The 12035-nt window shown below is 59.8% G+C and carries 8 protein-coding genes; 1 reads left to right on the top strand and 7 read right to left on the bottom strand.

Features of this window, described 5'->3' with window-relative positions; all coding sequences use genetic code 11:
- Positions 1–59: 59 nt before the first annotated feature.
- From FIV03_RS14880 to ligA, 3 genes are all read right to left on the bottom strand, one after another.
- A complete protein-coding gene (locus FIV03_RS14880; RefSeq protein ID WP_023000506.1) occupies positions 60–2498 on the bottom strand; it encodes a UvrD-helicase domain-containing protein in 2439 nt (812 codons plus the stop codon).
- Between the two features lie 390 nt (positions 2499–2888).
- Positions 2889–3185 (bottom strand): GIY-YIG nuclease family protein, encoded by a 297-nt coding sequence (locus FIV03_RS14875; RefSeq protein ID WP_152510092.1) that lies wholly within the window; start codon positions 3183–3185, stop codon positions 2889–2891.
- A gap of 321 nt (positions 3186–3506) precedes the next feature.
- Positions 3507–5660, bottom strand: coding sequence for an NAD-dependent DNA ligase LigA (gene ligA / locus FIV03_RS14870; RefSeq protein ID WP_152510091.1), 2154 nt, complete (start codon positions 5658–5660; stop codon positions 3507–3509).
- Positions 5661–5808: 148 nt separating this feature from the next.
- Here ligA and FIV03_RS14865 point away from each other — a divergent pair, with 148 nt between their 5' ends.
- Complete coding sequence (locus tag FIV03_RS14865; protein WP_023000503.1) at positions 5809–6042, top strand: hypothetical protein; 234 nt, start codon at positions 5809–5811, stop codon at positions 6040–6042.
- Between the two features lie 87 nt (positions 6043–6129).
- On the opposite strand, the gene recN is transcribed toward FIV03_RS14865, so the two are convergent.
- The 4 genes from recN to ftsZ form a co-directional block, all read right to left on the bottom strand.
- Positions 6130–7797 (bottom strand): DNA repair protein RecN, encoded by a 1668-nt coding sequence (gene recN / locus FIV03_RS14860; protein WP_152510090.1) that lies wholly within the window; start codon positions 7795–7797, stop codon positions 6130–6132.
- Positions 7798–7919: 122 nt separating this feature from the next.
- Positions 7920–8768, bottom strand: coding sequence for an outer membrane protein assembly factor BamD (locus tag FIV03_RS14855; RefSeq protein WP_209009667.1), 849 nt, complete (start codon positions 8766–8768; stop codon positions 7920–7922).
- Positions 8769–8996: 228 nt separating this feature from the next.
- Positions 8997–9941 carry a UDP-3-O-acyl-N-acetylglucosamine deacetylase gene (gene lpxC / locus FIV03_RS14850; RefSeq protein ID WP_023000500.1) on the bottom strand — a complete coding sequence of 315 codons (945 nt, stop codon included), beginning with the start codon at positions 9939–9941 and terminating at the stop codon, positions 8997–8999.
- A 257-nt stretch (positions 9942–10198) separates the two neighbouring features.
- Positions 10199–11977: a cell division protein FtsZ gene (ftsZ, locus tag FIV03_RS14845; protein ID WP_152511940.1), complete on the bottom strand. Its 1779-nt coding sequence runs from the start codon at positions 11975–11977 to the stop codon at positions 10199–10201.
- Positions 11978–12035 lie beyond the last annotated feature (58 nt).

Genomic DNA, 12035 nt, shown 5'->3' with positions numbered 1-12035 from the left:
GTTTATTGGAGCGTAGTCGTCGGAAGCAGCTCACCGGACTGGTTTTTGCAACCAGCCGGTCAGTGCCGTTCGACGAAACTGTCGATGACCTTCTTCACCCCTGCCTTTTCAAAGTCGATGGTCAGCTTGTTTCCCTCGATCGACTTGATGGCGCCATAGCCGAACTTGATGTGGAACACGCGTTCACCCAGAGAGAATTGCGATGGCGTGTCACTGACGGATTTCGCCACCAGCTCCCCTTCGATGGTCAAGGGCCCCTGACGCTTTTGCCGCGCAGACTGATACCCACGGCCGCCGCCATCGGAAAATCCGCTGGAGGACTGCTTGGCACGCTGCGCACGTTGCCAGCCCGGCGTGGAGTAGCTGCCCTTGTCGAAGGGATCATGACTGTCGAACCGGGACGGTCCGTAGCCGCCACCGCCATAGCCGCCATAGCTGGACGAAGCTTCGGCAATCTCGACATGGTCCGGCGGCAGCTCATCCAGAAACCGTGAGGGAACGGTTGACTGCCAGAGACCGTGAATGCGCCGGTTGGAGGCGAAATAGAGTTTTGCGCGTTTCTTCGCCCGGGTGATGCCGACATAGGCCAGCCGGCGCTCTTCCTCCAGACCGGCGCGACCGGATTCATCCAGCGCGCGCTGGTGGGGAAACAGCCCCTCTTCCCAGCCTGGCAGGAAAACCGTGTCGAATTCCAGCCCCTTGGCCGAGTGCAGCGTCATGATGGAAACAGCGTCAGTCGCATCCGCGCTGTCCCGGTCCATGACGAGGGAAATGTGCTCCAGGAAACCGGCCATGGATTCAAATTCGTCCATCGACCGGATCAGTTCCTTCAGGTTGTCGAGCCGTCCCGGCGCTTCCGCCGACCGGTCCTGCCGCCACATCTCGGTGTAGCCGCTCTCATCGAGGATGATTTCCGCCAGTTCGGTGTGTTTCATCTGGTCGAGCTGACGCCGCCAGCGCTCGAAGTTGTCGAGCACGGACTTCAGCGCGTTGCGTGGCTTCGGCTTCAGTTCTTCGGTATCGATAAGCTGGCTTGCCGCCTGCATCAGCGGAATGCGCTCTGCCCGGGCAACGCCATGGACCAGTTTCAGCGTCGCATCGCCAAGACCGCGCTTGGGCGTGTTGACGATGCGCTCAAACGCCAGATCGTCCGCAGGCTGCGCGACACAGCGGAAGTAGGCCATGGCGTCGCGGATTTCCATGCGCTCATAAAAGCGCGGACCGCCGATGACCCTATAGTTAAGCCCCAACGTGACAAACCGGTCTTCGAACTCGCGCATCTGGAAGGATGCCCGCACCAGAACCGCCATTTCATTGAGCGAATGACCTCGCGACTGAAGTGTCTCGATCTCGTCGCCGATGGTACGCGCTTCTTCTTCGCTGTCCCAGACGGAGGCCACTGACACCAGGTCGTGGTCGGGTTCCTCGAAATCCGTGAAGAGCGTCTTGCCGAGCCGGCCTTCGTTGAAGGCAATCAGGTGGGATGCGGCAGCCAGGATATGGCTGGTTGAGCGGTAATTGCGCTCCAGGCGAATGACGACGGCGCCCTTGAAGTCATGTTCGAAGCGCAGGATGTTATCGACTTCCGCGCCGCGCCAGCCGTAGATCGACTGGTCATCATCACCGACACAGCAGACATTCGGGTTGCCCTGGGCCAGCAGCCGCAGCCACAGGTACTGCGCGATGTTGGTGTCCTGATATTCGTCCACCAGCATATAGCGGAAGCGGCGCTGATATTCCTTGAGGACATCCGGCTGGGTCTTGAACAGCGTGATGACATGCAAAAGCAGATCACCGAAATCGGCCGCGTTCAGGATCGACAGGCGCTCCTGATATTCCTCGTAGAGCTTTCGGCCCTTGCCGTTGGCAAACGCCCGCGCCTCGCCTTCCGGGATATCCTTCGGCCCCAGAGCCCGGTTTTTCCAACCATCCAGCATCCCGGCAAAGGCCTTGGCTGTCCAACGCTTGTCGTCCAGCCCTTCGGCCTGGATGATCTGCTTGATAAGGCGGATCTGATCGTCGGTGTCGAGGATCGAGAAGGACGATTTCAAGCCGACAAGTTCGGCATGCTTGCGCAGGATCTTCACACAGATGGAGTGGAACGTGCCGAGCCACGCCATGCCTTCCACATTGCCGCCGACAAACCCGGCAATGCGTTCCTTCATCTCGCGTGAAGCCTTGTTGGTGAAAGTGACCGCCAGAATTTCGGACGGCCGCGCCAAGCCTGTTGCCAGGATATGGGCGATGCGTGTTGTCAGCACGCGGGTCTTGCCCGTACCGGCACCAGCCAGCACCAGAACCGGCCCTTCGGTTGTTTCCACCGCCAGCCGCTGCTCCGGGTTCAGACCCGTCAGATAGTCCGGCGCCCGCCGTGCCGCCATCGCCCTGGCCGCGATCCCACCTTGCGGCCGCACGGGTGCAGGCGCGGACTCCGCCCGCGTGCCGATAGGCTGGAATGGATCGTCAAAGGAATCGTCGTACCCGTCCGGGTCGGTCATGGTTTACTGGTCCGGTTTCAAGCGCTTGTTTTGAGAACAATATAGCAACATACCGGCGCTGGCGAGGCAGGAATGACCGATTTGGTGGGGACAAGAAGCGGGCTTTTCTTATTTGAACCGGCAACTGCGTGAGGCCGCCTCCTTTGACAAAGCCGCGACAGATTTCAGGAACCCCGGAGGTTTGCGGTTCCAGCGAGCACAGGGGTTACTGGATCCCGGTCTTGCCGCTGCGCGTCAAACCGGGATGACGAGAAGCAAAGGCAAGTCATGAAGCCGCTTCCTTGTCATCCCCGCGCAGGCGGGGATCCAGTAAACAAGGGAGCCTGTTGCTTGACCAAGTGGCGGGAGAACAAGCCATGCGCAGCAAACGATGGAAGCGACACAAAAGTGTCAGGCCAGGTTTGGAAACTGGTCGTCCCAGTTTGGATTGCGTTCTTCGATCAAACGGATCTTCCAGGCACGATTCCAGCGTTTGAGCTGTTTTTCCCGCTTGATCGCCCACTCGATTTCCTCGTGAACTTCATAATACATCAAGCGATGCACGCCATATTTCGCGGTAAACTGGCTTCCGAGGCCTTCACGGTGCTGCGAAACCCTGCCCAACAGGTCATTCGTCACCCCGACATAGAGCGTGCCGCCCAGTCCGCTTGCAAGAATGTAGACATAGTATTGCTGATCGAGGTGCAACGTGGAGCCTTCGTTGAAATTCTTCCCGTATAAACGTTAGTCCTGCTGATATGACGCAGCCGATACCGGTTTCGGGAAACCCGGCGGTTAGTGGTTCCAGCGAGCACAGGGGGTACTGGATCCCGGTCTTGCCGCTGCGCGTCAAACCGGGATGACAATGGATGACGGTGTAGTGTGAAATAAAAACAGAGCCCACCTCCCCATTTTGTCATCCCCGCGCAGGCGGGGATCCAGTAAACGCAGGCACCGGTGGAGCAAAATGCCTCTGCCCCGGTCCTTTCGTCAAAAAAACCGGATGACAAAACACGAAGGAATACCCGCTCAGGCTCCCACGAGATCGAACCAGTCGTCCTCGGAGATGACCTCGATCTCCAGCTCCTGTGCCTTTTTCAGCTTTGAACCAGCACCAGGACCAGCCACCACGAGATCGGTCTTTTTCGAGACGGAACCGGCGGTCTTGGCACCAAAGCGTTCTGCCATGGCCTTGGCTTCGTCGCGGGTCATTCGTTCCAGCGAGCCGGTGAAAACCACTGTCTTGCCTGCGACCGGCGAGCCGGAGGCGTTGATCTTTTCCGCGTCCTTGGGTGACACCTCGACCAGAAGCGCATCGAGCTGGTCGAGATTGTGTTGCTCGGCAAAGAACTCCGCCAGCGCCTCGGCAACGATATGGCCGATGCCGTCGATGTCATTGAGCTCTGTCCAGGCTTCACCCGCCGTGTCATGCGCCGCCTTCATGGCAGCATAGAACGCCGCCCAGGAGCCATAGGCACGTGCCAGAAGCTTGGCGTTGCCCTCGCCCACATGGCGGATGCCAAGGGCGAAGATGAAGCGATGAAGGTCAATCTCTCGTCGCGCGTTGATTGCCTCGAAAAGGTTCTTCGCCGAAACGGCACCCCAGCCTTCCCGGTTGCGCAACTTGGTGAGAGAGCGCTTGTCCCGCTCCTCCAGCGTGAAGATGTCCGCCGGTGCCATCACAAGGCCTTCCTTGTAGAAGGCGTCGACCTGCTTGTCGCCGAAGCCTTCGATGTCGAAGGCATTGCGCGAGACGAAATGCTTGAGCTTTTCCGTTGCCTGGGCCGGGCAAATCAGACCGCCGGTGCAGCGGCGCACCGCATCGCGGCGCCCGGTTTTTTCCTTTTCCTCGCGCACCGCGTGGCTACCGCAGGCGGGGCAGATCGTCGGAAACTCGAAGGCTTCCGCCCCATCGGGGCGTTTGTCCAGATCGATATCGACAATCTGCGGAATGACGTCGCCGGCACGCTGGATCTTCACCGTGTCACCGATGCGAAGATCCTTGCCGCCGCGGATCGTCTCTCCGTCCTGGCCGATACCCTTGATATAGTCTTCGTTGTGGAGGGTCGCGTTTGAAACGACGACACCGCCCACCGTGATCGGCTCCAGCTTGGCAACCGGCGTCAGGGCACCTGTTCGGCCAACCTGGATCTCGATGTCGTTGAGGATGGTGTAGGCCTGTTCGGCCGGGAACTTGTGCGCGATCGCCCACCGGGGAGACCGCGAGACAAAGCCGAGGCGCTCCTGAAGGTCCAGCCGGTCGACCTTGTAGACCACACCATCGATATCATAATCGAGCTGGGCGCGGCTTTCCTCGATGCCGTGATAGACCCCGAGAAGCTCTTCCACGGTTTTACAGCGTTTCATCAGCGGATTGACCTGAAAGCCCCAGGCTTCCAGCTGCTTGACCATGCCGAACTGGGTGTCTTCCGGCAGCTCGCTCATCTCGCCCCAGGCATAAGCGAAGAACCGCAGCGGGCGGGATGCCGTGATTTCGGATTTCAGCTGGCGCAATGAGCCGGCCGCAGCATTGCGCGGGTTCGCGAAAACCTTGCCGCCATTGGCTGCCATGCGCTCGTTCAGCGCCTGAAAATCCTTGTGCGCCATATAGACTTCGCCGCGCACTTCAACGACGCCCGGCACCGTGCCGGACAGCTTTTCCGGAATATCCTTGATCGTCTTCGCGTTCTCGGTGACGTTTTCACCTGTGGTGCCGTCACCTCGCGTTGCGGCGTAAACCAGAGTGCCGTTTTCATACCGAAGAGACAGCGACAGACCGTCGATCTTCGGCTCCGCAGTAACCGCCAGAACCCCCATCAGCGGATCGAACTTCAGAAACCGGCGCACGCGGCCGACGAAGTCCCGGACGTCGTCATCGTTGAAGGCATTGTCCAGCGACAGCATCGGCACCCGGTGAGTAATCTTGCCGAAACCGGACGCCGGGGCCGCCCCTACCTGGGCAGAGGGACCATCTTCAAGAATGAGATTGGGAAACCGGGCCTCGATGGACGCGTTCCGCCGGCGCAGGGCGTCATAGTCCGCATCCGAGATCACCGGGGCATCTTCCTGGTGATATCGGCGGTCGTGCTCGGCGATTTCCGCCGCCAGCCGTTTCAGCTCGACCTGTGCTTCCTCCTGCGTCAGGGCATCGATGTCGGTTTGGGCGAAGGAAGTGTCAGTCATGATGTCTTCACGAAATGTGTCAGCGGGACAGGCCGAGTTGATGACCGGATTAATTCGGATACCGGAACCGAATGGCGGGCTCAAGCGTTGATAGCACATCGAACCGGCAAAACTCGATGCTGGTCAATGTTGGAATGAGGAGACACGAATGGCTTATCAGGACCGTGAAACGCATTATGTCGAGAAGACGAACGGCAACAGCGCTGGCTGGTTTATGGCCGGAGCGCTTGTCGTCGCGCTGATCGCAGGCGGCCTGCTCTATGCCAATGGCTTTTTCACGAACGACGAAGAGCTGAGCATCGAGCTGAATGTCCCCAACCTGGGAGAAGGTGAACTGAAGCTGCCTGACATGAAGGAAGCACCGCTCGTCAAGGAGCCGTAAGACCATTTCTCATTTGAAAACTGCACCACAGGGCGGGAGCTTCGGCTAACCCGCCCTTTTTTTGTCCACCGCTCCGGAGCCTGTTTCCTATTCCGCAGCCGTCAGCAGCCTGCGCGCTGCGGCACGGGCTTCTTCCGTGATAACGCTGCCGGCGAGCATCCGGGCGATTTCCTCGCTGCGGTGGTCTTCATCAATACGCTGAACGCGCGTTGCCACCCGGTCCTTCTTGGTCGCTTCCTTGGCGATCAGGAAATGCCCTGCAGCGCGAGCTGCCACCTGCGGGGCGTGGGTAACCGTCAGAACCTGAACGCTGCCGGCAAGTCGTGCCAGACGCAGACCAATCGCCTCCGCCACTGCACCGCCCACCCCTGTGTCGATCTCGTCAAAAACCAGCGTCGGGGCAGAGCCCTTGTCGGCGAGAGACACCTTCAGGGCCAAGAGGAAACGGGAAAGCTCGCCACCGGACGCGACCTTCATCATCGGCCCCGGCTTCGTGCCTGGGTTCGTCTGGACATGGAACTCCAGTTGATCGATGCCCGAACGGCTGCGGCTTTCCGGATTGCTTTCCACTTCGACGATGAATTTTGCCCGCTCCAGCTTGAGGTCGGGCAACTCCATTTCAACAGCCTTTTCCAGTGCCTTGGCTGTCTTTCGCCGCTTGTCCGAGAGGCTGGCTGCCTTCTTGTCGTATTCGGCACGGGCCTTTCCAGCAGCACTCACCAGCGCCGCCAACTTGTCTTCACCCGCATCGAGATCGGCCAGATCGCCGCTCATGCGAGCACACAGGGCGGACAGTTCGTCAACCGGCACCGAGAACTTGCGGGAGGCAGCACGAAGCGCAAACAGCCGCTCTTCGACAGCTTCCAGTTCGCGTGGATCATATTCGGTCTCACGCAGCGCGCTTTCCAGTCCGCCGCGCGTTTCTTCCAGAAGATCCATCGCCTCGGCAAGTGTGCGGACGGGCTGGCCTAGAAGATTGGGCACCTGGTCGGCCTTGCGTTCCAGACGTCGCAGCAAGCTGGCCAGTTCCGGGATAGGCGACGCAGTGCCGTTCAAGGTTTCAAAGGCTTCGTTCAGATCACCGGCAATCTTCTCGACCGCCATCATGTCCGTCCGCCGGGCCGCCAGTTGCTCCTCTTCGCCGGTTTCCGGCTTGAGGGCTGACAGTTCATCGACGGCAGCACGCAGGAAATCAGCCTCGTTGCGCGCGGCTTCTATACGTTTCTCGTGATCTGTCACTGCCTTGTCGGCAGCGCGATAGGTGGCAAAGGCCTGTGCTACGGCCTCGGCTTCGGCCGTCAGCCCTCCGAAAACATCAATGAGGGCCCGGTGGCTTTCCGGGTCAACCAGCGCGCGGTCGTCGTGCTGTCCGTGGATTTCCACCAGCAGCGCGCCCGCCTGGCGCAGCAGTCCTGCACTGACGGGTTGATCGTTGACGAAGGCCCGGGTGCGGCCGTCGGAGGTCTGGATACGGCGCAGGATGATGTCGCCATCGTCATCGACATCGTTCTCGCGCAGGAACATGCGAACGGGATGATCCGCCGCCACATCAAAGACGGCCGTCACCTGCCCTTGCGCCTCGCCATGACGCACGAGATCGGCATCACCACGCGCGCCGAGTGCCAGCGACAAGGAGTCGAGAAGGATGGATTTGCCCGCACCGGTTTCGCCGGTGAGAACCGACATGCCGGCGGCAAATTCGAGGTCAAGACGGTCGATCAGAACGATGTCACGGATAGACAGCGCGACCAGCATGAAGGGATGCTCCTTAAAGTTCGGCCCACCATATAGGAGGACCGAAGCGTCTTGAAAGAGCCTGTTTGGGCCTTTTCAACCTCATTTGCGAGGCTGAAGCCATTTCGGGATTAAACCAGGCGTCAGATGCTCTTGAAGGCGCGGCTGATCCAGCTGCCGCTGTCTTCGGAAGGCTCGTACCCACCCTTGTTGAGCAGCGAATAGGCATCCTTGTACCACTGGCTGTCCGGGTAGTTGTGCCCGAGCACGGCTGCGGCCGTCTGCGCTTCGTTGACGACACCGAGTGCGTAGTAGGCTTCGGTCAGGCGGAACAAAGCTTCTTCCACATGCCGCGTGGTCTGGTAATCGACGACAACCGTCTTGAAGCGGTTGATCCCCGCGATGTAGTTGCGCTTCTTCAGGTAGAAGCGACCGACCTGCATTTCCTTGCCGCCAAGCTGGTCATGCACGATGCGCAGCTTGCTTTCGGCATCCGGCACATATTCCGATTCCGGGAAGCGCTGGATCAGCTCGTTGAACGCACCGGCAGCCTTCCGGGTCACGGCCTGGTCGCGGGTAATGTCCGGCATCTGGCGGAAATAGGCCTGACCGGCGAGATACAGCATGTAGGCTGAATCCTCGTCCCCCGGATAGAGCGTCACGAACCGCTTCGCCGCAGTTACGGTTTCCGTGTACTTGCCGCGCGAGTAGTTCAGGAACGCCAGGTTCACGAGCGACTTCTTGGAGTATTCAGAATAGGGATAGAGCTTGTCGAGCTCTTCGAATTTCTGGGTCGAATCGCGCAGTTTGCCTTGCGCGCGCAGGGACAGGCCTTCGTTGAACAGAACTTCCGGCGGCGTATCGTTGAGTGCCAACTCATCGAGATCGTCCTTGCCACCGCATGCGGCAAGCGCAAGCGGTACAGCCAGAACGGCCAATCTCAGGAAGGTTTTCATGTGTTTGGCTCTGCTCACTTCAGAACCAGTATCCATTCCGTTCACGCCTATACTCCCGGACCTTTCCGGCCCCTAAGGCCCATGTCATGCGGCCTTGCAAATTTATCGACAGGAGTGTTTAGCGGAAATCACCGGTCCCCGTCACGTCCTCATCGGCCATCTGACGGTTTTTTTGAGCAATTTTATGGCAACCGGTCCAAATAGGTTCCGAATTCCGCCGAAAAGAAAACGGCCGCTTCATCAAAGCGGCCGATCAAAATTATATCAGGAGACGTCAGGCCCGAAAGCAGCTGCGGCTGCGATACCGCCCTTGTCGACCTGGCCGACCTTGCGGAATGCAGGCGACTCGACGATTTCGAACGCGCTCGGATCTTCAAACAGCTTGACCAGGATCGCGTGGTTCATCTTGTGCCCGCCCTTGTAGGAGCGGTAGAGACCCAGGATCGGCAGACCGGCAAGAGCCAGGTCGCCAACCGCGTCCAGCGCCTTGTGACGTGCAAACTCGTCCGGCCAGCGGGTGCCTTCCGGATTGAGAACCTTGTCCTCGGCAATCGCCACGGAATTTTCCAGCGACGATCCCAGGGCAAAGCCCATCTTCCAAAGCTGCTCGACATCCTTCACGTAGCCGAAGGTGCGCGCACGGGAAAGCTCGTCACGGAACACGTCCGGGGTGATGTCGGAAGAGAACTGCTGGCGACCGATCAGCGGCGTGTCGAAGTCGATGGTGATATCGAACTTGGTGCCGTTGTAGGGGTGCAGCTCGCACCATGCCGTGCCGTTGTCGACACGAACGGTCTTCTTCACCTTCAGGTACCGGCGTCCCCGGTCCAGGCGTTTCAGGCCGATCTGCTCGATTGCTTCGACAAACGCAACGCTGCTGCCGTCCATGACCGGCATTTCCGGACCGTCGATTTCCACGATCAGGTTGTCGACACCCATGCCGAAAAGAGCAGCCATGAGATGCTCAACGGTCGCGACGCCTTCACTGGAAGGATCGCCGAGAACGGTGCAAAGTGCTGTTGCGGATACCTTGTTCCAGAGTGCCGGAACTTCGGTGGAGTTTTCCTGGTCGGTGCGGGTGAACACAATCCCCACACCAGCTTCGGCCGGTACGAGAGTGATCGACGCGGGTTTGCCCGAATGAACGCCAATCCCGGTCAGGGTCACCTGATCGGCTAGCGTCGTCTGTCGGTCAACATATGCGGTCATAAAACCCTGCCCTTCCGGTTTGCGGCGGAAACAAGCCCTCTATTTGCCCTTAAAGGGTTACGGACTTTTAACGATCCCGCGTTGGCTGGGAACATAGTCCCGAACCCCAATTGGGCGAAATAAAGCTTTATTACGATTTGTAACGATTCACAGGCTTTCAAATCACTGAATTAAAACGGGAATTTGTTCCGTTACGGAAACAGCCCGGAGCGTGAACTCCGGGCTGTAACGATCAGGGAAGATGATCGGGTCTCGAATCAGTTGGCCTGGCGGCGAAGAAACGCCGGAATTTCCAACTGTTCGTCTTCTGTTGCAGTTACCGGCTTCGGCGTTGCCCGCCCGGTGTTGTCCAGCTGGCCGGCAGCACCATGGGCTGCGGGACGTTGCTGAGGAGCACGCGGAGCGGCCTGCTGAGCCGGCTGCATCTGCGGAGCAGGACGGGCAACCGGTGCGGCAGCCATGTCATGTTCCTGATCTTCTTCGTGATGGCGGCCAAGGCCGCTTGCAAGGCGACGCAGCAGCCCCATCGGGCGGCGGTCGTCTTCGACGTGCTCTTCATAGCTCGGTGCCGGAGCAGGCTGCTGAGGACGCTGCTGGGCAACGGCCTGCTGAGGCTGGGCTACATTTGCAGTCTGCTGCTTTGCCTGGATTTCACGCTGAGCGATCGGCGGGAAATCCTCCACCCGCGGCATGCGCGGTGCAGGGTTATGCTCGGCGGCAACCGGCGGAATGTAAGGCTGGCTGACCGGCATGTCTTCTGCAACAGGTGCCCGGGCTTCGTCTTCGATGTCGAGCATCTGCGGCTTGGCTGCAAGCGAACCTGCTGCCGGCTGCACCTTCTTGATCTCGACTGCCGGATCGCTTGCAACGGCGACCGGCTGCGGATCCGGAATGGCAAGTTCCCGTTCCAGATTGGCAACGGCCTTCGCAGCGGCGTTTTCGGCGTGAGCCTTTTCAGCCAGAGCGGCCGGGCGCTGAGTGTTGATTTCCGGCGTCCGGCTTGCTGCCGGAGCTTCCGCCTTCACAGGCTGAGATGCTGTTCCGGGAAACGTGTTGGCCGCAAGGCCTTCCTCCCTGTCAATGCCGGTTGCAACGACGGACACGCGGATGAGACCATCCAGCGTCTCGTCGAAGGTCGCGCCCAGAATGATGTTGGCGTCGGCGTCAACTTCCTCACGGATGCGGGTTGCCGCTTCATCCACTTCGAACAGCGTCAGATCGTTGCCGCCCGTAATGGAGATGAGCAGGCCTCTTGCGCCCTTCATCGAGGATTCGTCGAGCAGCGGGTTGGCAATGGCAGCTTCCGCCGCCTGCTGTGCACGCTTTTCACCGCTGGCTTCACCGGTGCCCATCATGGCCTTGCCCATGCCGCGCATCACGGAGCGAACGTCGGCGAAGTCGAGGTTGATGAGACCTTCCTTCACCATCAGGTCGGTGATGCAGGCAACGCCCGAGTAGAGCACCTGGTCGGCCATCGCGAATGCGTCGGCGAAGGTGGTCTGGGCATTGGCAATCCGGAACAGGTTCTGGTTCGGAATGACGATCAGTGTGTCGACACTCCGCTGCAGTTCCTCGATACCGGAATCGGCGATCCGCATACGGCGAGCGCCTTCGAACTGGAACGGTTTGGTCACCACACCTACCGTCAGTATACCCTGCTCGCGTGCCGCCCGTGCGATAACGGGTGCGGCACCGGTGCCGGTTCCACCGCCCATGCCGGCGGTGATGAACACCATGTGCGATCCGGACAGGTGATCGTTGATTTCGTCGATCACTTCCTCGGCAGCCGCGCAGCCGACTTCCGGCTGGGAGCCTGCACCAAGACCTTCAGTCACGGCCACGCCCATCTGGACGAGCCTGTCTGAATGGTTCATGGCCAGTGCCTGGGCATCCGTGTTGGCAACGACGAAGTCGCAGCCCTGGAGACCTGCAGTGATCATGTTATTGACGGCGTTTCCGCCCGCGCCGCCGACGCCGAAGACCGTAATGCGTGGCTTCAGCTCCTGAATGTCGGGCATCTTCAGGTTGATGGTCATATTATCCTCGCGACCCACTGGCGCCCCCGGTACGGGAGTAGCCTCTTCTTCCCTAATC

Origin of the sequence: Labrenzia sp. THAF187b (assembly GCF_009363375.1) — a bacterium.
In the GTDB taxonomy this organism is placed as follows: domain Bacteria; phylum Pseudomonadota; class Alphaproteobacteria; order Rhizobiales; family Stappiaceae; genus Roseibium; species Roseibium algicola.
The sequence above is the reverse complement of the archived record's forward strand: the minus strand, read 5'-3'. Positions and strand labels throughout refer to the sequence as shown.

What these genes read in the sequence shown, in the direction of transcription:
- FIV03_RS14880 (WP_023000506.1), bottom strand. Translation starts at nt 2,498, where the DNA reads ATGACCGACCCGGACGGGTACGACGATTCCTTTGACGATCCATTCCAG.
- ligA (WP_152510091.1), bottom strand. Translation starts at nt 5,660, where the DNA reads ATGACTGACACTTCCTTCGCCCAAACCGACATCGATGCCCTGACGCAG.
- FIV03_RS14865 (WP_023000503.1), top strand. Translation starts at nt 5,809, where the DNA reads ATGGCTTATCAGGACCGTGAAACGCATTATGTCGAGAAGACGAACGGC.
- recN (WP_152510090.1), bottom strand. Translation starts at nt 7,797, where the DNA reads ATGCTGGTCGCGCTGTCTATCCGTGACATCGTTCTGATCGACCGTCTT.
- FIV03_RS14855 (WP_209009667.1), bottom strand. Translation starts at nt 8,768, where the DNA reads ATGGATACTGGTTCTGAAGTGAGCAGAGCCAAACACATGAAAACCTTC.
- lpxC (WP_023000500.1), bottom strand. Translation starts at nt 9,941, where the DNA reads ATGACCGCATATGTTGACCGACAGACGACGCTAGCCGATCAGGTGACC.
- ftsZ (WP_152511940.1), bottom strand. Translation starts at nt 11,977, where the DNA reads ATGACCATCAACCTGAAGATGCCCGACATTCAGGAGCTGAAGCCACGC.